The sequence below is a fragment of the Streptomyces tibetensis genome (assembly GCF_040647715.1).
GTDB lineage: Bacteria > Actinomycetota > Actinomycetes > Streptomycetales > Streptomycetaceae > Streptomyces > Streptomyces tibetensis_A.
Genome location: NZ_JBEZCR010000001.1, coordinates 532,949 through 553,182, shown reverse-complemented (window position 1 = coordinate 553,182; position 20,234 = coordinate 532,949). Strand labels below are relative to the sequence as shown.

Below are 20,234 nucleotides of genomic sequence, written 5' to 3'. Positions count from 1 at the left end.
GGTACCACAAGATTTACCCGCACTATCCTGGTACGGCACGAAGTGTGACCGTTGTGTTTCACTGGAGCCGGTCACGGCGTCGTGGAGGGGGTGCAGCGAATTGCCGGGGAATGCGAACAACGGTGGTGTTCCAGGGGTATTGGTGGCGGGGCGCTATCGGTTGGTCGAGAGTATCGGCCAGGGGGGAATGGGGCGGGTGTGGCGAGCCGTCGACGAAATGCTCGACCGGCTGGTCGCCGTCAAGGAAATGCGCATCGACGGGCTCGACGCGGAGGACAGCAGGACCCGCCGTGAACGCACCCTGCGCGAGGCCAGGGCGACGGCCCGGATCGACCACCCCAACGTCGTACGGGTCTATGACGTGGTCGACGAGGGCGAACGGCTCTGGATCGTCATGGAGTTGGTGACGGGCCGCTCCCTGGAACGGCTCCTCGCGGAGGCGGGCCCGCTGGGCCCCGGCGAGACGGCCCGCGTGGGACTCGGTCTGGTCGCGGCGCTGCGGCAGGTGCACGAACGGGGCGTGCTGCACCGCGACATCAAGCCCGGAAACGTCCTCGTGGAGCACGCGGACGACATGGCCGGAACCGGACGCGGCAACGGCAATGGTTCCGGACGCGGCAACGGCAACGGATCCGGACGGGGCATGGGCGACGGTTCCGGACGCGGCAACGGTTCCGGCCCCGGACGGCGCGTCGTCCTCACGGACTTCGGCATCGCGGCGATCCAGGACGCGAAGGCGCTCACCATGGTCGGCATGCTGGTCGGCTCGCCCGACTACATGGCCCCCGAGCGCATCTCCGGCCGCCCCCAGGGCCCACCGTCGGACATCTGGTCCCTCGGAGCGACCCTCTGCGCGGCCCTGGGCGGCCGCTCCCCGTTCTCCCGCGGCACCACACTGGCGACCCTGCACGCGGTCCTGTACGAGGAGCCGGAACTCCCCGCCACCTCGGGACCGTTGCGGGACATCCTGGCGTCCCTGCTGGCCAAGGAGCCGTCGGCCCGTCCGGACCTGGAGACTCTGCAGACGGCACTGGAGCAGGTGGCGTTCCCGGCTCCGACACCCACCGTGGCGGTGGGGGACGCGGCGCCGGAACGGGGGCCGGAGCCGGAGCCGAGCTCTGTGGCAGGGGGGTTGTCCCTGCGGGGACGGGGGCCGGAGTCTGCGGCGGGAGCGTTGTCCGTGCCGGCCAGGGGGCCGGAGCCCGCAGCGGGCGAGAAGCCCGAACCCCCTCCGGAGCCCGAGCCCCCTCGGCAGCCCGCGCCCCCGCAGGAGTCCGCGCCTCCTCCGGAGTTCGCGCCGGCCACCCTCGGCGGACGAGGAGCAGCCCCGGAGCCGCGGTCGCGGACACCCCACCCGGTACCGGCACCCGAATCGCCCACCCCCGCCTACCTCCTCGCGCCCCCGGACCCCCGCAGTCCCGCTCCCGTCCGGGAGCCGCACCAGCACCCCCACACCGCACCCACCCAGACGTCCGCGAGCTCCCAGACCCCCGTCTCCCTCACCCGCGCACAGGCGGAGACCGAGTGCCGCCCCCACCCCGCCCCCCTGCCGATGCCGCCGGGCGCACTCCCCGGGCCGGCCGTCCCGGCCGCTCCCCGTCCCCACCCGCACCCCCACCCGCACCCCCGCCCACTTCGCCGACGCCGTACGGCGCTCACCGCCGCGGCGGCCGCCCTCGCCACCGCCGGTACCGTCGCGGCGATCCTGCTGGCGACGTCATCCGGCACGCCCGGTGACGGCGACGAGACTCCCCGCGCGGGGTCCTCGGCGTCCGTACCGGCCACCACCGGCGGCACCGGCGGCACCACTGGAGCCACCACCGGGGACACCACCGCAGACGCCACCCCCTCACCCACCGTCGAGGGCACGACCAGGCCGCAGACCCTCCCGCCCGGCACGCACCGGGAGGCCGGTGGGTTCGCCTGGGCGACACCCGACGGCTGGCGGCGGGACGTGAAGACGGGCGCGGAGGTGCACTACACCTCCCCGGACGGCTCCCAGGAACTGGTCGGCAAGTCCTCCCTGGCCCGCGGCGACCTGCTGGAGACCTGGCAGACCTCGGAGCGCAACGCCCACCAGGGCCAGGACTACCGCAAGATCCGCCTGGAGGAGACGACGTTCCGCGGCCACCCGGCGGTGGTCTGGGAGTACACGTTCACTCTCAAGGGCGTCCACTGGCACGCCCACCTGCTCGGCTTCAACGTGACCGGCAAGTCGTACCAGGTCAACACCTGGTACCAGGAGGAGATCGAGCAGGAGGCGCTCGCCACCTACGAGAAGGTCAGGGACAGTTTCACGGTGCTGTAGGCCGGCTGCGGGCAAACGAAAGGGCCCGGGGCGCGTGCCTGCGCACGCACCCCGGGCCCTCGCTCACGTCAACGACGAACGGCGAGCGGCGAGAGACCGGAGGATCAGCCGGCCGACACCTCGCTGCGCTCCTCACCCTGGGCCTGCGGGGCGTCGGGAGCCGTGCGCTCCCCGCGCAGCCCCTTCTTCACGAAGGCGATGACGAGCACCACCGCCGCGACGAGCAGCGACAGCAGGATGGTCTGACGTCCGTCGTGCTCGGTGTCGGTGAGCATGTAACCGAGGATGAACACGATCAGCGCGGCAGTCGCCCAGGTCAGGTACGGGTACAGCCACATCTTCACGACGAGCTTCTCGGGCGCCTCGGCCTTGATGATCTTCCGCATGCGCAGCTGGGAGAAGCAGATCACCAGCCACACGAACAGGGCGACCGCGCCGCTGGAGTTCACGAGGAAGAGGAAGACGGAGTCCGGGAACTTGTAGTTGAAGAACACGGCCACGAAGCCGAAGGCGACGGACGCGAGGATCGCCGTGCGCGGCACGCCGTTGGAGGTCGTGCGGGCGAAGGCCTTCGGCGCGTCACCGCGCTGGCCGAGGGAGAAGGCCATGCGCGAGGCGGTGTAGAGACCGGAGTTCAGACAGGACAGCACCGAGGTCAGCACGATGAAGTTCATGATCTGACCGGCGTGCGGGATGCCGAGGGAGTCCAGCGCGGCGACGTAGGAGCCGTCCTTGGTGATGGACTTGCTGTCCCACGGCAGCAGGCACACGACGACGGCGATCGAGCCGAGGTAGAAGACGGCGACACGCCAGATGATGCTGTTGGTCGCCTTGGTGACGGCCTGCCGCGGGTTCTCGGACTCACCGGCGGCCAGGGTGGCGATCTCGCTGCCCATGAAGGAGAAGACGACGAGCAGCACACCCGTCAGGATGGCGCCGGCGCCGTTGGGCAGGAAGCCGCCGTGTGCGGTCAGGTTGCTCACCCCGGCCTGCTCACTGTCCACACCGGGCAGCACCCCGAACACGGCCAGTCCGCCGATCACGATGAACGCGGCGATGGCGACGACCTTGATGCCCGCGAACCAGAACTCGAACTCGCCGTAGGAGCCGACGGAGACCAGGTTGGTGGCGGTCAGCACCAGCATCACGATCAGGGCCCAGCCCCACTGGGGCACGGCCGGTATCCAGCCCTCCAGGATCACCGCACCGGCGGTCGCCTCGACCGCCAGCACGACGACCCAGAAGAACCAGTACAGCCAGCCGATGGAGAAACCGGCCCAGGACCCGAGGGCCCGGTCGGCGTGCGCGGAGAAGGAACCCGAGGTGGGGTTGGCGGCCGACATCTCACCGAGCATCCGCATCACCAGCACCACGAGCGTGCCGACGAGTGCGTACGACAGCAGGATGCCGGGCCCGGCGGTGGCGATACCGGAGCTGGACCCCACGAAGAGGCCGGCGCCGATGACACCGCCGATGGCGATCATCGAAAGATGCCGGTTCTTGAGCCCGGCCTGCAGCCCGGAGCCCGCGGCTCCGGGGTCTCCGGGCCCTCCGGGGTCGTTTCCGGTCTTGTTCAGAGTCGGCTGCGAGGTCATGGAACGGATTTCCTTTGCGCCGGGGAGCTGTACGTCCGCGCGAACCCGCGAGCCGCACGAACGGGGTGTTTCGCGGCATGGCGGTGCACGGGGGGCCCGTACGAGCGGTGTACGAGCCGGTCCAGTGAATCGGAGGCGAACGAATAGGAGAACCTCTGAATCCAGATTGTTACTTGAGGTTTTCCTGAGGTTCCGTAATCGGGCTCACATTCGCCCAAGGTTTTTGTGAGCGCCACCCCGCGCGCCTTCCCCGAAACACCCGTGTCACACTCGTGCCATGCGCGTGTACCTCGGCTCGGACCATGCGGGCTACGAACTCAAGAACCACCTCGTCGAGTGGCTGAAGGCGGCGGGTCACGACCCCGTCGACTGCGGCCCGCACATCTACGACGCCCAGGACGACTACCCGCCCTTCTGCCTCCGTGCGGCGGAGCGCACGGCCGCGGACCCCGACGCCCTCGGCGTCGTCATCGGCGGCTCGGGCAACGGCGAGCAGATCGCCGCGAACAAGGTCAAGGGCGTCCGCGCGGCCCTCGCCTGGAGCGAGGAGACGGCGTCCCTCGGCCGCCAGCACAACAACGCGAACGTCGTCGCGGTGGGCGCGCGCATGCACTCCCAGGACGAGGCCACGAAGTTCGTGGAGACCTTCCTCGGCACCCCGTTCTCCGGTGACGAACGTCACATCCGCCGCATCGACATGCTGTCGTCCTACGAAACGACCGGCGACCTGCCCCCCATCCCCCCGCACCACCCCCAGCAGTAACCCGTCGGCCCGGCGATCCAGGGGCCCGGGGCGGAGCCCCGAGGCCTTTCGGCCCGGGCCTCTCCAGCGACCGTGTCGGGCGGGCGGGTGGGCAAAGCCTGGGGTCCGGGGCGGAGCCCCGCGACCTCAGCCTCGTGAGCGACCGGGGCGGGCGGGTGGGCGAAAGCCGGGGCCCGGGGCCGAGCCCCGCGACCTCAGCCTTCTCACGACCACCGGCCCGATGGGCAAAGGCGAAGGCCATGATCTGAGGGAGAACCGTGCCGGAAGGCCACACCATCCACCGCCTCGCCCAGGACTACGCCGCCGCCTTCCTCGGCACGAAACCCCGCACCACCAGCCCCCAGGGCAAGTTCACCCCCGCCGCCACCCTCCTCACCGGCACCGAACTCACCCACACGGAAGCCCACGGCAAGCACCTCTTCCTCGGCTTTCGCGACACCGACTGGATCCACATCCACCTCGGCCTCTTCGGCAAGGTCACCTTCGGCCCGGCCCCCGAACCGCCCCCCACCGACACCGTCCGCCTCCGCCTGGCCAACGACACCACCTACGTCGACCTCCGCGGCCCCACCACCTGCGCCCTCATCACGCCCCCGGAGAAGCAGGCGATACACGACCGCCTCGGCCCCGACCCCCTCCGCGACGACGCCGACCCGGACACCGCCTACCGCCGCATCACCCGCAGCCGTACGACGATCGCCGCCCTCCTCATGGACCAGAAGGTCATCGCCGGTGTCGGAAACGTCTACCGCGCGGAGGTCCTCTTCCGGCACCGCATCGACCCGTACCGCGCCGGCAAGGACATCACCCCCACCGAGTGGCACGCGATCTGGACCGACCTCGTCGCCCTCATGCACGAGGGCGTCCGCAACAACCGCATCGACACCGTCCGCCCGGAACACACCCCGGAGGCGATGGGCCGCCCCCCGCGCGTGGACGACCACGGCGGTGAGGTGTACGTCTACCGCAGGGCCGACCTGCCCTGTCACCTCTGCGGCGGCCAGATCCGCACCGCCGACCTCGCCGCCCGCAACCTCTTCTGGTGCCCGGCCTGCCAACGCCCCTGAAAAGCGCCTCGAGCAGCCCCTGACGCAGCGAGCGCCCCGGTGCAACGCCCTGAACAGCCGGGCGGCGTCCCTCAGAACCCGTGCGGCAGCCACGGCGGCACGGTCGTCCCGAACCCGAGCGACGCCTCCGCCAACGCGCCCCGCCGGATCTCCCGTACCCGCCCCGCCGCCGCCAGCGAGGCCAGCGACACACCCCCGAGGTACGCCGCGCCCAACTCCCGTACGGACAGGGCGACATCCGCCGCATCCGTCGTACGCTCGCAGGACGCACCCTTCGGGTCCCCGGTCAGCCGCCAACGCCCGGCGTTCCAGGGGCAGAACGCGTCCTCCACCTCGAACACCACGTCCACCGGGGCCTGATACGTCCGTGCCTCCAGCGCGGCGCCCACCTCCACCGGCCGCACGTACAGCGAGTCCCGGAACCACGGGTGGCACCGTCGCTGGTCGGACACCAGGTACTGCCACGCGTCGTCCACCGGACGCGACCGCACGGTCACCTTCGAGGTCAGGTCGATCCCGAACAGGAAACGCCACAGCGCCGCGTCCGCCGCGGGGTCGAGCGCCGCCAAGTCCGTCACGATCACCGTGCCGTTGGACCCGGCCAACTCCCACTCCGGCTTGACGCGGAACCGCGCGTAACCGACCGTCTCCCCGTCCCGCTCGGCGAGCACGCACTGCAAGGGCGACGCCCCGCCCCGCTCACTCTCCGGATCGAGCACCCCCAGCCGCTCCCAGCCGGGCCGCCGGGCCAGCATCCCGGGCCGCGCCGGAACCAGCCGGGCGTACAACGCCTCGCACACGTCGAGCACATCGGCCGGCACCGCGTACCGCACCCGTACGTCATCCGTACCGTCCGGCACCGACAGCTCCACCCGGGTCGTGTCGATCTCGGCGGCCAACGACAGGGTCGCATTGCCGTATCCGAACCGCCCGTAGATCGCCGGCTCGGACGCGGTGAGCACCGCCAGGGGCTCACCCCACGCACGCACATCGTCCAGCTGCCGCCGCATCATCGACGTCAGCAGACCGCGCCGGCGGTGCGTGGCGGCGACGCTGACCATCGTGACGCCCGCGACCGGCAGTGACGCGCCGCCGGGCACGGTCAGCCGCAAGCCGAACGCCCCGGCCGTCCCCACGCACTCGTCCCCGTCCCAGATGCCGAGGGAACGGTCGCACTCGGTCAGCGAGCGCCACAACTCCCGCTCCTCGGCGGCCTCCGGCACCCCTCCGAAGCCCCGGAGCAGGGCGTCGTACCACTTGTCCCAATCGTCTGGCCGCAGGACTCGCAGACCGGGCGAAAGGCCGTTCGCGTCAGTTGCCATGAAGCATGCCTACCAGGGCGATGCGGGCCCGGCGAGGCAATTTCCGACGGGCGGCGGCAAGGCTGAGCACGGTGAAGTTCACTGTGATGTCGGCCCTCGGACGGGGGACAAGTGGGACCTCCCGTGCCAAGGGGCTGGTCCGATGGATAGGGTCCCGAACTAATGGCATCAGGACGAGAGCGGCGCGCGGAAGCCGAGACGTTCACGGCCCGGTTGAAGAAGCAGTGGCACCGGGTCCGCGTCGGCGTGCGCCGGGCCGCCGTGGACTACTTCCGCGGCAACGGCTCGGACTGGATCGCCCTGGCCGGTCTGCTCCTGACCGTCCCGCTGATCGCGGCGGCCACGCTGGCGAACTCGGTGTGGTTCTCACCCGCCGCGCTGGTGCTGCCCGTCGTCGTCGGCGGCCTGCTGCTGCGGCCCGCCAGCCTGCTCGGCCTGTACGCGGCGGCGGCCACGGCACTGATCGTGGAGTCGGTGCGGCTCGGCCCGTACACGGAGGGCCCGTCGCGGGTCACCCCGGGTGTCGTGCTCGTGGTCGCGGCCTGCGGCTTCTTCGGGCTGCTGCTGGCCCAGTTCCGCAGCCGGGTCGGTGTGCCCTGGCGGCGCGGCGGCACCATGCTCTTCGACCTGCGCGAACGCATCCGGGTGCAGAGCAAGCTGCCCGACCTGCCGGACGGCTGGCACCGGGAGATGGCGCTGCGCCCGGCGGGCGGCCAGTCCTTCTCGGGCGACTTCGTGGTGGCGGCGCGCACCAACGGCGGCCGTACGCTGGAGGTCGTCCTCACCGACGTCTCCGGCAAGGGCATGGACGCGGGCTCCCGCGCCCTGCTGCTGTCCGGCGCGTTCGGCGGCCTGCTCGGTTCCCTCCCGCCGCACGCCTTCCTTCCCGCCGCGAACGGCTACCTGCTCCGCCAGGACTGGGACGAGGGCTTCGCCACCTCCATCCACCTGGTCCTCGACCTGGACTCCGGCGACTACGAGCTCTACTCCGCGGGCCACCCACCGGGTCTCCAGCTCAGCGCCGGCACCGGCCGTTGGGAGGAGAAGGCCGCCGAGGGCCCGCTCCTCGGGGTGTACGACGGTGCCCAGTTCGACCCGGTGAAGGGCTCCCTGCGGCCCGGTGACGTGCTGATGCTGTTCACGGACGGCCTGGTGGAGACCGCCGACCGCGACATCGTCGAGGGCATCGACCGCCTCACCGGAGAGGCCGACCGCTATGTGGCCGGCGGTTTCCACGGTGCCGCCTGGCATCTCATCGAGGCCGTGGCCAAGGACGTCAACGACGACCGGGCCCTGCTGCTGATCTGCCGCGAGGGACCGACGGCCGCCGCGAACCGCTGAGACACTGGAGCGGTGAGCGAGACAACCCGTATGACCCCGGCCCAGGTCGAGGCCACCGCCCGCGCCGCGCACGCCGGCCAGACCGACAAGGCGGGACGGCCCTACGCGGAGCACCTCCAGGCCGTGGCGGAGGGCGTACGGGCGCGGGGCGGCGACGAGGAGCAGATCGCGGCGGCCTGGCTGCACGACGCCGTGGAGGACGACGCCCTGTCCGCGCAGTGGCTGCGCGAGGCCGCCCTGAGCAGCCGTACGAAGGACATCGTGCTCGCGGTCACCAAGAGGGCGGGGGAGCCGCCGGAGGCGTACGCCGCGCGGATCCTCGCCACGCCCGGCGCGCTGCTGGTGAAGGAGTCGGACCTGGCGCACAACGCGGACCCGGCGCGACTCGCAGTGCTGGACGAGGCGACCCGTGAACGACTGACCGAGAAGTACGCGCGAATGCGCGCACTTCTCGGTCTCGTCGGATGAACCCTGCTTCGCGGGTCAGGCGTTGACCTTCTCGCGCTCCCGCTCGCGCCGTTCGGCGCTCTGGCGTTCGCGTGCCTGCTCGGCCGCGTCCCGCTTGAAGGCCCAGTCCATCTTCGGCTCCATCGCGAACCGGAAGACGCGCTGTACCGGCTTGGTGCACAGCACCGTCACGACGGCGGCCGCGAGGACGGTCACGGCGATCTCACCGGCCGGCTGGTGCAGCCAGGACGCCTCGAACCAGCCCCGGTAGTCGCCGGCCTTCACCAGGAAGCCGTGCAGCAGGTAGCCGTAGAGCGTGCCGGCGCCGAGGGCGGTGAACCACATGTGGCGGCGCGGGACCCAGGCGAAGAAGCACGCGGTCAGCACCAGGGAGCAGCCGAACATCGCGAGCACCATGACCGGGCCGGTCCACCACGGGGCACCCAGTTCCTGGGCGGCGTCACGGTGGTAGAACCACGCGGTGTTCATGCGCGGCACCGCCCACCAGCTGAAGGCCAGGGCGGCGGCGAACACCGGCACCGAGGCGATCCGCACCGAACGGCGGCGCACCATGTGGAAGTGCTCGGGCTTCATGACCAGTCCCAGCACGAAGAACGGCAGGAACTGCAGGACGCGCTGCAGGTCGAGGTCGTCGCCGATCTCCGGGGTGACGGTCGCCAGCATGGCGATCCCCAGCGCGAGCGGCAGCGGCCAGCGCACCAGGTTCCAGATGGGGGTGGTCAGGCGCCAGATGAACAGCGCGACCAGGAACCAGGTCAGGTACCAGGGGTCGAGGAGGCTGATCTCCTGGTGCGGGTCGTTGTCGATGACCCGCTTGAAGAGCGGATAGGCCGTCTCGAAGATGATGTACGGCACGGCCACGCCGGTGATCAGGCGCTTCAGCCGGTCGGGCCGCATATCGAAACTGCGCGAGAAGTAGCCGGAGATGAGGATGAACGCCGGCATGTGGAACGCGTAGACGACCTGGTAGGCGGCCTCGAGGATCCGGCTGTCGCCCTTGAGCGGCTCCCAGGCGTGACCCATGGCCACCAGCACGATCGCGAGGTACTTGGCGTTGTCGAAGAACGCGTCGCGTTGCTTGCCGTTCTGCTTCTTCTGCGTGCTCTGCGGCGAGCGGGGGCTCGGCACTCCGTCGGCCGGCGCGTGTGCCGGGGGAAGTGGCGCCCTGCGGTCGCCGTTCGGTCGCAGCGAGTTCGTCACAGACCCTCCCACCAGGAGCTCGGGGAGACGATCCGGGACCTCGCTGCGCGTACGGGGGACGAGGCAGCGTGGAACATCTGAGGCACCCTAGCGTTCCGCGCAGGTATTCGTAAAACGCCGGACGTCATTCCTGGCTATTCGCTGCGAGTACCCCGGATTACGGGTAGTTGACGTCGCTGTCGGCGTGATGGCCAACACATCGTACGGTGGCGGTTTGTACGTACTGTCCCGGCCCTGCTTGTCATGACACTTCCGGACTAAGTGGCGCATAAGTCCAGCAGGCGACTCCAGTGGAATGTCCGCTTCCGTCCTCTACGGACCCTGCTTCGCACGGGCGTTGGCGGCCCTGTGCCAACAATTCGAAATAGCTGCGAACGGGTTGTGTGGAGACGGAAACGATTCGGCCGAATTCCCTGCGCAGGTGGCTCGTCGAATTGCCGTGCGACTGCTCGGAGTCGAGTCCCCACGCACCGGCGGCTCACACACGAACCTGGCGACACGGCCGTGGTCGATGCGTCAGCGCCCGCATAGCCCGGCCATGTTGGTGGCACGATGGTTCTGGCGGGGTGCGCGGGGTCGCGTCCCCGGGCCGGGAGAGCGGACCGACCGAGGGTGTGATCAGTTGTGGCCATTTCACTGTCTGTGGTGCTGCTGTTGGCGATCATCCTTGTGGTGTTGCTGAGAGGCGGATCCATCAAGGCCGGTCCCGCCATTGTGGCGGTCCTCTTCGGCTTCTTCCTCGCCTCGACCGGCATGGCCGACGACATCCAGCGGTTCCTCAACTCGATAGCGGAGACGATCAACTCCATCAGCTTCTGACCGGGACGACGCACCCTCCCAGCCCCGCGCCGAGCGCCCTGGGCGCGGGCGGTTACGCTCGCCCCGACCACAGGACGGTGCGTGACGGGGGGGAACGTACGGGGATGGCGCTGCGCGATTCCGACCCGGCAACGGTGGGCGGCTACCAGATCGAGGACCGCCTCGGCTCCGGTGGCATGGGCGTGGTCTACCTGGCCCGCTCGGCCTCCGGCCGCCGCCGGCCAACGTGATGCTCGCCGAGGACGGCCCCCGCGTCATCGACTTCGGCATCTCCCGCGCCGCCGAGTTCGCCGCCTCGGACGCCCTCACCCAGACCGGCCGCGTCATGGGAACCCCGCCCTTCATGTCCCCGGAGCAGTTCGCCTCCCCGCAGGAAGTCGGCCCCGCAGCCGACATGTTCTCCCTCGGCTCGGTCCTCACCTACGCCGCCACCTGCCGCGGCCCCTTCGACAGCCCGAGCCCGTACGAGACGGCCCTGCGCGTCGTCGAGGGTGAACCGGACCTGACCGGTGTCCCCGACGAACTGCTCCCCTTCATCCGCGTCTGCCTCGAGAAGCACCAGAAGTCCCGCCCCGCCGCGGACGAACTCTTCGCGCTGCTCCGTGAAGGCGCCGCGCCCGGAACGCTCACCGTGCCCGGCCCCGGGGCACCCCGCCCCGTGCGTCCATGGCCGGGCGCGCGGCCGACCGAGCCGGCCGGCACGGCCCGGCCCGACGCGGCCCGCACCGAGCGGGGCACGACGTCCCACGCCCTGCCCGCCGAAACGGACGACGGAGCGGACGACGGAGCGGACGACGCGGCGGACGGAGGGCTGGACCACGCAGCGACCGATGTACCGCCCGGACCCGGGGCACGGTCGCCCGGAGTCGGGACACGGTCGCCCGGACCCGGGGCACGGCCGCTCGGAGCCGGGACCCGGTCGCCCGGGCGCACCCGCAGCCGCCGTCGGCACGGACTGCTGCTGATCTCGGCCGCCGCGGCCGTCGCACTCGCCGCGATCGTCACCACCACCCTCACCCTGATCCGCGACCACGACCGCCCGCCCTCGTCCGCCGCCGAGGTGGCCGACCCTCCCAAGGGCGTGGCCGACCTCCCCGCAAGCTGGAAACCGTGGGTCGCCACCGCGAAGGCCCCCGCGGGCAGCGAGGGCGGCCTGGCCGGGACGGACACCCCCTTCAAGGGCTGCTCCGTCGTCGGCGCCTCCCTCGTCTGCGCCGGCTCCGACCTCATGGCGACCCGCTTCGGTCTCGCCGACGGCCGCAACACCTGGAGCCGCCCCGTCGACCCCACCCCCGACGGCGCCTCCGGCGACGAGGGCGCACTCATCGGCACCGGCGACGGCCGTGTCTACGCCTACGGGTCCGAGGACGGGGAGGGCACGAGCGGTGTGGGGTCCGGCTACACCGTCTACGCCCTGGCCGCCGACTCCGGCAAGGAACTATGGCGGACCCCCACCGGCAGCGGCGAGATGGCGAGAGCCCCCGAACGACCCCAGGGCGCTGCCACGGCCGTGCCCGAGGGCGTCGTCACCTTCTACGGGCCGCAGGGCGACCAGTACGCCCTGCTGGACGCCGAGACGGGCGAGGTGAGCTGGCGGCAGCCGGAGCCGCGAAACGGCGGCGACTGCGTCCTGGACGCGGCGGCCGACCGCGCCTACCTGCTCTGCACCACGAGGGCGGACGGCGGGAAAGCCGCCGAGACCACCGTCGCGCAGCTCGATCCGGCCACCGGAAAGGCCAGCTGGACCGTCGAGGGCGAGGGCGCCCTGCAACTGCTCGGCCGGCACGGGGGACGTCTGGTGCTCGCGGACGGCTACTCCACGGCCCGAGGCCTCGTGCTGATCGATGTCGCCTCGCACCAGCTCACCGTGCGCCGACTGGCGAAGCCCCGGCCGGAGGGGTCGAGGGCGTACCTGGCCCGCGGCACCGTCTACTTCACACGCAGCAGCGGCGGCGTCCGCGCCGTCGCGCCGCTCACCGGGCGCACGCGGTGGGAATCCAACTCCACCCTGGAGCGGCAGGGGCCGCCGACGGCTTCGGCCACCCGCGTGTACTTCGCGTCGCCCAGCGGCCGCCTGGCCGCGCTGAACGCGCGCAGCGGCAAGGTCGAGGACACCCGGGACGGCCGCGACGACGGTGGCCGGGCCGACAGCATGCTCGTCACCTCCGGGGCGTCGCCCCTGCTCGTCGGCGACGCCCTGTACGTCCCCTATGGCATCCGCTCCGTCTACACGGTGGACGTACGCGACCTCTGAGCCGGGAACGCGCCGGGGCATCCGAGCGCGTCGGAGAAACGGAAACGCGCGGGCCTCCTCCGTGCCGGGAAACACCTCGGGCCCGGTTCCGGAGAACCGGGCCCGAGCCACGGGGGGCGGGCGACGGGAACCTCAGGCGGCCGTCTGCGGATGCCGCGCCGACACGGCCCTCACCGCCGAGCCCGAGACGAGCACCCCGGACAGAGCGATCAGACTGGTCAGGATGTCCTGGATCTGTGTCGCCGGGGCGTAGACGATCACGATGACGACGAGCAGGGCCGCCCAGTCCCTCGGGCGAGCGATTGACAGTACAGAGCGGGTGGGAACCACACTCATAGCGGTACCTCCTGGTACTCGGTGCCCGCCCCACCGATCACGCCGCCAAGCCCGTTCGGTGGTGCGGGCCTCCTGCTTGAGCCCCATAGTGGCCCCTCTACCGGCACGAGGTATCCGGAGCGCCCCGGACAAGGCCCACGGTCCCCCGGACGGACGAAAGCCCCCGGCAGGGAGGGGCCGCGCCCCCTCCGTAGCGGCAGACCATGGGCGGCCATACGCTTCGCCCATGAATCTGGAGGATGCGGGGCGTTGGTTCCTCGCTGTGGGACCCGGTGGCCTCTCGCCCCTCAAGCGGGACACCGGCGCGGGTTGGGTGTCCGGGATCTGGGGGGTGGTCGCGGTCCTGATCATCCTCGCGCTGGCCGGGGTCCTGGTGTTCTCCGTACGACGGGGCTCATCGTCGGACGACGAAGACCGATGACGCACAGGGGCCACAGCACCCGCCGGGTCGCGCTGATCCAGCAGCCCCCGGAAACACTCAGGGCCAGGCGGAGGAATGATCCTCCGACCTGGCCCTGAGCCATGGAGAGCGGGCGACGGGAATCGAACCCGCGTAGCTAGTTTGGAAGACTAGGGCTCTACCATTGAGCTACGCCCGCACAGCACGCGCCGCAGGTCGGGCGACCGCGGCACAGAATGCATCGTAGCGGGTCGGACCCTCCGGCCGCACACCGCATTCCGGCCGGGGCCGGCGAGGCGGAGATGCGGTGGAAATGCGGCGGCCACACCGCTCGTCGGCATGTACCCTACGTGTCGCACCAGACGGGGTGTGGCGCAGCTTGGTAGCGCGTCCGCTTTGGGAGCGGAAGGCCGTGGGTTCAAATCCCGCCACCCCGACCAGCCACCGATCACCTCGCGTGATCGCCCATCGGATCACTCATGTGATCGCCTTTTGGGCGCTGTAGTCGCTGCCGTTACTATGCAAGCTGCACGCCCGTGTGTCTCATCGTCTGAAGTCCTCCGGGCGGCGAAATCCGCCGGGCCGTTCTGGCCCCGGCAGAAACCAAGAAGTCAGCCACAAGGAGACCGAACCGTGAAGAGCGCCGTGGAGACCCTGAACCCGACTCGGGTTCGGCTCACTGTCGAGGTGCCCTTCGAGGAGCTCAAGGACAGCCTCGACGCGGCGTACAAGAAGATCAACCAGCAGGTCACGGTGAAGGGCTTCCGCAAGGGCAAGGTCCCGGCCCGGGTCATCGACCAGCGGTTCGGCCGCGGTGCGGTTCTGGAGGAGGCGGTCAACGACGCGCTTCCGAAGTTCTACACCGACGCGGTCAACGAGGCCGAGCTCAGCGTGCTGGGCCAGCCCGAGGTCGACATCACGGAGCTGAAGGACGGCGAGACGCTGAACTTCACCGCCGAGGTCGACATCCGTCCGTCGATCGAGATCCCGGACTTCTCCGGCATCGAGGTCGAGGTCGACGCGGTCGAGGTCACCGACGAGGACGTCGACAAGGCCGTCGAGGAGCTGCGCGAGCGCTTCGCCTCCACCGCCCCGGTCGAGCGTGCCGCCGAGGACGGCGACGTCGTGACGATCGACCTGCAGGCCAAGGTCGACGGCGAGGTCCTGGAGGACGGCGTCGCCGACGGCGTCTCCTACACCATCGGCTCCGGCGAGCTGCTGGACGGCATCGACGACGCCGTGAAGGGCCTGGAGGCCGGTGGCGAGGCCACCTTCACCTCCGAGCTGAAGGGCGGCTCGGCCGCCGGCAAGGAGGCCGAGGTCACCGTCAAGGTCACCCAGGTCGCCAAGCGTGAACTGCCCGAGCTGGACGACGAGTTCGCGCAGCTCGCCTCCGAGTTCGACACCATCGAGGAGCTGCGTGCGGACAGCCGCAAGCGCCTCGAGAACATGAAGCAGTACGACCAGGCCACGCAGGCCCAGGAGCGCGTCCTGGAGAAGCTGCTCGAGCTGGTCGAGGTCCCCGTCCCCGAGAAGCTGCTCGAGGACGAGGTCAACACCCGCAAGCACAACCTGGAGCACCACCAGCTCGGCCAGATGGGCCTCGACCTCGCGAAGTACCTGGAGATCCAGGGCAAGAGCGAGGAGGAGTTCGAGACCGAGACCCGTGAGGCCGCGGTCAAGGGCATCAAGACCCAGTTCGTCCTCGACGAGCTCGTCAAGCAGGAGAAGCTGAACGTCAACCAGGAGGAGCTCACCGAGCACCTCATGCGGCGTGCGGCCTCCTCCGGCATGTCGCCCGACCAGTTCGCCCAGGCGGTCGTCGAGGGCGGCCAGGTTCCGCTCCTGGTCGGCGAGGTCGCCCGCGGCAAGGCCCTGGCCGTCGTGGTCGAGAAGGCCACGGTCAAGGACACCAACGGCGAGGTCATCGACCTCGACGACGAAGAGGACGAGGACACCACCGAGGCCTCCGCCGAGGAGACCCCGGCCGAGTCCGCCGAGGAGAAGACCGAGGGCTGAGCCCCGGTCGCCGTGAGTTCGTGAGGAAGGCCCCGGGGTGTCACACCCCGGGGCCTTCCTGTCACCCAGGACGGCAGCGCACCCCAGGGGCCCGGGGAACTGCGCGACAAGCCCCCACGCCCCTGCAGCCGCCCACGGCCCGAAACACCCCGGCCCTGCCGCGCAGCGCTACGCCCCCGGCGAACACTCCCATCTCCGGGATTCCCCGAAGGGACCCGCGCGTTAGGGTCCATGAATACGAGGGCAGTGGAGTCCCCGAACGGCTCCTAGGCCCCTAGGGAAACGTGAGACGGCCCGGCGCCGTCGTAAGACGAGCAGGTGGATACGTGACGAATCTGATGCCCTCAGCCGCCGGCGAGCCCTCTATCGGTGGCGGTCTCGGCGACCATGTCTACAACCGGCTGCTCAACGAACGGATCATCTTCCTCGGCCAGCCGGTCGACGACGACATCGCGAACAAGATCACCGCACAGCTGCTGCTCCTTGCCGCCGACCCGGACAAGGACATCTACATGTACATCAACAGCCCGGGCGGTTCGATCACGGCCGGCATGGCGATCTACGACACGATGCAGTACATCAAGAACGACGTGGTGACCATCGCCATGGGCCTCGCGGCCTCGATGGGTCAGTTCCTGCTCAGCGCCGGCACGCCCGGCAAGCGCTTCGCGCTGCCCAACGCCGAGATCCTGATCCACCAGCCCTCCGCCGGCCTCGCCGGCTCGGCCTCGGACATCAAGATCCACGCCGAGCGGCTGCTGCACACCAAGAAGCGCATGGCCGAGCTCACGTCCCAGCACACGGGGCAGTCGGTCGAGCAGATCACCCGCGACTCGGACCGCGACCGTTGGTTCGACGCCTTCGAGGCCAAGGAGTACGGCCTCATCGACGACGTGATTCCCACGGCCGCCGGTATGCCGGGCGGCGGCGGCACCGGGGCCTGAGCGGTCCCCACGGGGCCTGTGGCGCCCCGTGAGGCCCACGGAGCCCTCCCGGGCCCCAGCGACCCCAGACAGCCCCAGCCGACCGCCTCAGCCCTTTTCAGGAGACACCGTGAACCAGTTCCCCGGCAGCGGGATCTACGACCGTATGCACGCCGTGCAGGACATGAGCGCCTCGCAGGGCCGCTACACCGGCCCGGAGGCCGAGTCCCGCTACGTCATCCCCCGCTTCGTCGAGCGCACCTCCCAGGGCATTCGCGAGTACGACCCGTACGCGAAGCTCTTCGAGGAGCGCGTGATCTTCCTCGGCGTCCAGATCGACGACGCCTCCGCCAACGACGTCATGGCCCAGCTGCTGTGCCTGGAGTCGATGGACCCCGACCGTGACATCTCGGTCTACATCAACAGCCCCGGCGGCTCCTTCACGGCGCTCACGGCCATCTACGACACGATGCAGTACGTGAAGCCGGACATCCAGACGGTCTGCATGGGCCAGGCCGCCTCCGCCGCCGCCGTCCTGCTGGCCGCCGGTACGCCAGGCAAGCGCATGGCCCTGCCGAACGCGCGCGTGCTGATCCACCAGCCGTACAGCGAGACCGGCCGCGGTCAGGTCTCCGACCTGGAGATCGCCGCGAACGAGATCCTGCGGATGCGCTCGCAGCTGGAGGAGATGCTGGCCAAGCACTCCACCACGCCGGTCGAGAAGATCCGCGAGGACATCGAGCGCGACAAGATCCTCACGGCCGAGGACGCGCTGAGCTACGGCCTGATCGACCAGATCATCACCACCCGGAAGATGGACAACTCGAGCCTGCGTTGAGGCGAGAGGCTGTAACGTCTGCCGCCCCTTGGCACGGTTTGGCTCGGTTCACGTCAAAGCGAACCGCGCCAAGGGGGGCCCGAACGGGGGGCCCGGCAAGGTACCGTCGGACATAAGGCAGCACCAGGAGTCCGCTGGACGTCGCGTCCAGGAGTCTCCCAGGCGAAGGGGAAGCACACCGTGGCACGCATCGGTGACGGCGGCGATCTGCTCAAGTGCTCGTTCTGCGGCAAGAGCCAGAAGCAGGTCAAGAAGCTCATCGCAGGGCCCGGTGTGTACATCTGCGACGAGTGCATCGACCTCTGCAACGAGATCATCGAGGAAGAGCTCGCGGAGACCAGTGAGGTCCGCTGGGAGGAACTCCCGAAGCCGCGCGAGATCTACGAGTTCCTCGAGGGCTACGTGGTCGGCCAGGAGGCCGCCAAGAAGGCCCTCTCCGTAGCGGTGTACAACCACTACAAGCGCGTCCAGGCCGGCGAGAACGGCGGGGCGAACGGCCGGGACGACGCCATCGAGTTGGCGAAGTCCAACATCCTGCTCCTCGGCCCCACGGGCTCCGGCAAGACCCTCCTCGCGCAGACCCTCGCGCGCATGCTGAACGTCCCCTTCGCGATCGCCGACGCCACGGCCCTCACGGAGGCCGGTTACGTCGGCGAGGACGTCGAGAACATCCTGCTCAAGCTGATCCAGGCGGCCGACTACGACGTCAAGAAGGCCGAGACCGGGATCATCTACATCGACGAGATCGACAAGGTCGCGAGGAAGAGTGAAAACCCCTCCATCACGCGCGACGTCTCGGGCGAGGGTGTCCAGCAGGCCCTGCTGAAGATCCTGGAGGGCACCACCGCCTCGGTCCCGCCGCAGGGCGGCCGCAAGCACCCCCACCAGGAGTTCATCCAGATCGACACGACGAACGTGCTGTTCATCGTGGGCGGTGCCTTCGCCGGGCTGGAGAAGATCATCGAGTCCCGCGCCGGCGCCAAGGGCATCGGCTTCGGCGCGCAGATCCGCTCCAAGCGCGAGATGGAGTCCAAGGACCAGTTCCAGGAGGTCATGCCGGAGGACCTGGTCAAGTTCGGCATGATCCCCGAGTTCATCGGCCGTCTCCCGGTCATCACCTCGGTCCACAACCTCGACCGCGAGGCCCTGCTCCAGATCCTCGTCGAGCCGCGCAACGCGCTCGTCAAGCAGTACGAGCGCCTCTTCGAACTCGACGGCGTGGAGCTGGACTTCGAGCGCGAGGCCCTCGAGGCGATCGCCGACCAGGCCATCCTCCGCCAGACCGGCGCGCGCGGCCTGCGCGCCATCATGGAGGAAGTCCTCCAGGGCGTGATGTACGAGGTCCCGTCCCGCAAGGACGTGGCCCGGGTCGTCATCACGGCGGACGTCGTCCAGTCGAACGTCAACCCGACGCTGATCCCGCGGGACGCGCGGGGGCGGGGGCCGGGCGAGCAGAAGACGGCGTGACACAGACGTAAAGGGAAGGGCCCCGGTCGTCGACCGGGGCCCTTCCCTTTGTGCCTTCGTCCGTCGTCAGGCCTTGACGCGGATCTCCGGGCGGATCTTGGTGGTGAGGTCGATCGCGACGTCCTTGGTGACGCCCTGTGCCGCGTCACCCGGCGACACGATGGCGATGGTGCTGTAGTCGGCCCACGCGCAGAACCAGTTGGTTTTGTCTTTCTTGGTCACCTGGTCCTGCCCCTTGACCGACTGGCACTTCATGACCGCGCCGTCCAGGTCCGCGGCCTCGGGCTCGCCGACCAGCTCGGGCTTGCCGGATCCGGTGGCGGACTCCTTGTCCGCCGACTTCTTGAAGTTGGCGAAGAACAGGTCCAGCGTCGCCTCTGGGTCGGAGATCTCACCGTAGGCGCCGGCCACCGAGAGAGTCTTGGCCGTTGCCATCTTCGCCACGGACGCCGGATCGTTCGGGTCGTAGTCGCCCAGGTCCACCGTGGAGTAGAGGCCGGTCGCGGACTTGGCGTTCTTGACGCCGCTCTTCTCCAGCTCCGCCGTCGTTTCCGCGCCGGCGGTCGCTCCGTCCTTCGTGCTGCGCTTGTACTCGCTCAGCACCTTCGCCGGCGTCGCCAGCTTGTGCGGCCCGTCGTCCTCCAGGGCGCCCGCGCCGCCGCCCCCGCCGATGACGAAGTACGCGCCCACGCCGATCGCCGCCACGACCGCGACCGCGCCGATGATGATGCCGGTCTTCTTCTTGCCGCCGCCCGGGGCCGGAGGCTGGGGGACGCCGTAAGGGGCCTGGCCGTAGGGCGGCTGCGGCTGCTGGCCGTACGGGGGCTGCTGGCCGTAAGGAGCCTGCTGGGGCGGGACGCCCTGCGGGGGCTGCTGCGGGTAGCCGTAACCGGGCTGGGGCGGAGGGGCCTGCTGCGGATAGCCGTAGCCGGGCTGGGGCGCCTGCGGCGGCTGGCCGTACGGGCCCGGCTGACCGTACGGACCGGGCTGCTGGGGCTGCCCGCCGTACGGGCCCGGCTGGTTGTAACTCATGGTCTGGGTTCCCCTCCAGATGCTTGTGTGTTCCGGACATCCTGGCGCAGACCCGCCGTGTGCATGGCATCGGGGCCCCGGT

Annotated in this window: 18 protein-coding genes and 2 tRNA genes; 14 read left to right on the top strand and 6 right to left on the bottom strand. The window is 70.2% G+C overall.

Annotation, left to right across the window (positions count from 1 at the left end; translation table 11 throughout):
• Positions 1-196: 196 nt before the first annotated feature.
• The gene (locus tag AB0B29_RS02485; RefSeq protein ID WP_436845768.1) at positions 197-2,308 is read left to right on the top strand and encodes a protein kinase domain-containing protein; all 2,112 of its coding nucleotides are present in this window, start codon (positions 197-199) and stop codon (positions 2,306-2,308) included.
• 104 nt (positions 2,309-2,412) lie between these two features.
• On the opposite strand, the gene AB0B29_RS02480 is transcribed toward AB0B29_RS02485, so the two are convergent.
• The gene (locus AB0B29_RS02480; RefSeq protein WP_362232875.1) at positions 2,413-3,903 is read right to left on the bottom strand and encodes an amino acid permease; all 1,491 of its coding nucleotides are present in this window, start codon (positions 3,901-3,903) and stop codon (positions 2,413-2,415) included.
• Positions 3,904-4,180: 277 nt separating this feature from the next.
• On the opposite strand from AB0B29_RS02480, the gene AB0B29_RS02475 reads away from it, so the two are divergent.
• Positions 4,181-4,666, top strand: coding sequence for a ribose-5-phosphate isomerase (locus tag AB0B29_RS02475; protein WP_344453552.1), 486 nt, complete (start codon positions 4,181-4,183; stop codon positions 4,664-4,666).
• Positions 4,667-4,923: 257 nt separating this feature from the next.
• Positions 4,924-5,733, top strand: a complete 810-nt coding sequence (locus tag AB0B29_RS02470; protein WP_362232872.1) for an Fpg/Nei family DNA glycosylase — start codon at positions 4,924-4,926, stop codon at positions 5,731-5,733.
• A gap of 71 nt (positions 5,734-5,804) precedes the next feature.
• On the opposite strand, the gene AB0B29_RS02465 is transcribed toward AB0B29_RS02470, so the two are convergent.
• Positions 5,805-7,055 carry a GNAT family N-acetyltransferase gene (locus AB0B29_RS02465; protein ID WP_362232869.1) on the bottom strand — a complete coding sequence of 417 codons (1,251 nt, stop codon included), beginning with the start codon at positions 7,053-7,055 and terminating at the stop codon, positions 5,805-5,807.
• A gap of 162 nt (positions 7,056-7,217) precedes the next feature.
• Here AB0B29_RS02465 and AB0B29_RS02460 point away from each other — a divergent pair, with 162 nt between their 5' ends.
• Both AB0B29_RS02460 and AB0B29_RS02455 read left to right on the top strand, forming a co-directional pair.
• The gene (locus AB0B29_RS02460) at positions 7,218-8,396 is read left to right on the top strand and encodes a PP2C family protein-serine/threonine phosphatase (RefSeq protein WP_362232867.1); all 1,179 of its coding nucleotides are present in this window, start codon (positions 7,218-7,220) and stop codon (positions 8,394-8,396) included.
• 30 nt (positions 8,397-8,426) lie between these two features.
• The gene (locus AB0B29_RS02455) at positions 8,427-8,864 is read left to right on the top strand and encodes an HD domain-containing protein (protein ID WP_362233891.1); all 438 of its coding nucleotides are present in this window, start codon (positions 8,427-8,429) and stop codon (positions 8,862-8,864) included.
• Between the two features lie 15 nt (positions 8,865-8,879).
• Here AB0B29_RS02455 and AB0B29_RS02450 read toward each other — a convergent pair whose 3' ends face one another.
• Entirely contained in the window at positions 8,880-10,064 is a 1,185-nt protein-coding gene (locus AB0B29_RS02450; RefSeq protein ID WP_362232864.1) for an acyltransferase family protein, read from the bottom strand.
• Positions 10,065-10,688: 624 nt separating this feature from the next.
• On the opposite strand from AB0B29_RS02450, the gene AB0B29_RS02445 reads away from it, so the two are divergent.
• The 3 genes from AB0B29_RS02445 (at position 10,689) to AB0B29_RS02435 (ending at position 13,137) form a co-directional block, all read left to right on the top strand.
• Positions 10,689-10,883, top strand: a complete 195-nt coding sequence (locus AB0B29_RS02445) for a hypothetical protein (protein WP_003990237.1) — start codon at positions 10,689-10,691, stop codon at positions 10,881-10,883.
• 104 nt (positions 10,884-10,987) lie between these two features.
• Positions 10,988-11,113, top strand: coding sequence for a hypothetical protein (locus AB0B29_RS02440; protein ID WP_362232862.1), 126 nt, complete (start codon positions 10,988-10,990; stop codon positions 11,111-11,113).
• Positions 11,113-13,137 carry an outer membrane protein assembly factor BamB family protein gene (locus AB0B29_RS02435; RefSeq protein WP_362233888.1) on the top strand — a complete coding sequence of 675 codons (2,025 nt, stop codon included), beginning with the start codon at positions 11,113-11,115 and terminating at the stop codon, positions 13,135-13,137. The genes AB0B29_RS02440 and AB0B29_RS02435 overlap by 1 nt, the downstream gene beginning before the upstream one ends.
• 132 nt (positions 13,138-13,269) lie before the next feature.
• Here the strand turns inward: AB0B29_RS02435 and AB0B29_RS02430 are convergent, their stop codons facing one another.
• Complete coding sequence (locus AB0B29_RS02430; protein WP_104779999.1) at positions 13,270-13,473, bottom strand: hypothetical protein; 204 nt, start codon at positions 13,471-13,473, stop codon at positions 13,270-13,272.
• Between the two features lie 226 nt (positions 13,474-13,699).
• Here AB0B29_RS02430 and AB0B29_RS02425 point away from each other — a divergent pair, with 226 nt between their 5' ends.
• Positions 13,700-13,894: a hypothetical protein gene (locus AB0B29_RS02425; protein WP_362232859.1), complete on the top strand. Its 195-nt coding sequence runs from the start codon at positions 13,700-13,702 to the stop codon at positions 13,892-13,894.
• 107 nt (positions 13,895-14,001) lie between these two features.
• Here AB0B29_RS02425 and AB0B29_RS02420 read toward each other — a convergent pair.
• Positions 14,002-14,072 (bottom strand) — tRNA-Gly (locus tag AB0B29_RS02420).
• 164 nt (positions 14,073-14,236) lie between these two features.
• On the opposite strand from AB0B29_RS02420, the gene AB0B29_RS02415 reads away from it, so the two are divergent.
• The 5 genes from AB0B29_RS02415 (at position 14,237) to clpX (ending at position 19,120) form a co-directional block, all read left to right on the top strand.
• Positions 14,237-14,313, top strand: a tRNA-Pro gene (locus tag AB0B29_RS02415).
• Positions 14,314-14,506: 193 nt separating this feature from the next.
• Positions 14,507-15,892 (top strand): trigger factor, encoded by a 1,386-nt coding sequence (gene tig / locus AB0B29_RS02410; RefSeq protein ID WP_362232856.1) that lies wholly within the window; start codon positions 14,507-14,509, stop codon positions 15,890-15,892.
• A gap of 338 nt (positions 15,893-16,230) precedes the next feature.
• The gene (locus tag AB0B29_RS02405; RefSeq protein ID WP_362233886.1) at positions 16,231-16,836 is read left to right on the top strand and encodes an ATP-dependent Clp protease proteolytic subunit; all 606 of its coding nucleotides are present in this window, start codon (positions 16,231-16,233) and stop codon (positions 16,834-16,836) included.
• A 109-nt stretch (positions 16,837-16,945) separates the two neighbouring features.
• The gene (locus AB0B29_RS02400; protein ID WP_362232853.1) at positions 16,946-17,653 is read left to right on the top strand and encodes an ATP-dependent Clp protease proteolytic subunit; all 708 of its coding nucleotides are present in this window, start codon (positions 16,946-16,948) and stop codon (positions 17,651-17,653) included.
• A 180-nt stretch (positions 17,654-17,833) separates the two neighbouring features.
• Complete coding sequence (gene clpX, locus AB0B29_RS02395; protein WP_086853897.1) at positions 17,834-19,120, top strand: ATP-dependent Clp protease ATP-binding subunit ClpX; 1,287 nt, start codon at positions 17,834-17,836, stop codon at positions 19,118-19,120.
• 66 nt (positions 19,121-19,186) lie between these two features.
• On the opposite strand, the gene AB0B29_RS02390 is transcribed toward clpX, so the two are convergent.
• Positions 19,187-20,152 carry a hypothetical protein gene (locus AB0B29_RS02390; protein ID WP_362232850.1) on the bottom strand — a complete coding sequence of 322 codons (966 nt, stop codon included), beginning with the start codon at positions 20,150-20,152 and terminating at the stop codon, positions 19,187-19,189.
• Positions 20,153-20,234: the final 82 nt, after the last annotated feature.

Excerpts from the sequence above, each read along its gene's own strand:
- AB0B29_RS02390 (WP_362232850.1), bottom strand. The coding sequence starts at position 20,152 with ATGAGTTACAACCAGCCGGGCCCGTACGGCGGGCAGCCCCAGCAGCCC.
- AB0B29_RS02475 (WP_344453552.1), top strand. The coding sequence starts at position 4,181 with ATGCGCGTGTACCTCGGCTCGGACCATGCGGGCTACGAACTCAAGAAC.
- AB0B29_RS02440 (WP_362232862.1), top strand. The coding sequence starts at position 10,988 with ATGGCGCTGCGCGATTCCGACCCGGCAACGGTGGGCGGCTACCAGATC.
- AB0B29_RS02430 (WP_104779999.1), bottom strand. The coding sequence starts at position 13,473 with ATGAGTGTGGTTCCCACCCGCTCTGTACTGTCAATCGCTCGCCCGAGG.
- AB0B29_RS02455 (WP_362233891.1), top strand. The coding sequence starts at position 8,427 with ATGACCCCGGCCCAGGTCGAGGCCACCGCCCGCGCCGCGCACGCCGGC.
- AB0B29_RS02435 (WP_362233888.1), top strand. The coding sequence starts at position 11,113 with ATGCTCGCCGAGGACGGCCCCCGCGTCATCGACTTCGGCATCTCCCGC.
- AB0B29_RS02480 (WP_362232875.1), bottom strand. The coding sequence starts at position 3,903 with ATGACCTCGCAGCCGACTCTGAACAAGACCGGAAACGACCCCGGAGGG.
- AB0B29_RS02405 (WP_362233886.1), top strand. The coding sequence starts at position 16,231 with ATGCCCTCAGCCGCCGGCGAGCCCTCTATCGGTGGCGGTCTCGGCGAC.
- AB0B29_RS02425 (WP_362232859.1), top strand. The coding sequence starts at position 13,700 with ATGAATCTGGAGGATGCGGGGCGTTGGTTCCTCGCTGTGGGACCCGGT.
- AB0B29_RS02460 (WP_362232867.1), top strand. The coding sequence starts at position 7,218 with ATGGCATCAGGACGAGAGCGGCGCGCGGAAGCCGAGACGTTCACGGCC.
- AB0B29_RS02465 (WP_362232869.1), bottom strand. The coding sequence starts at position 7,055 with ATGGCAACTGACGCGAACGGCCTTTCGCCCGGTCTGCGAGTCCTGCGG.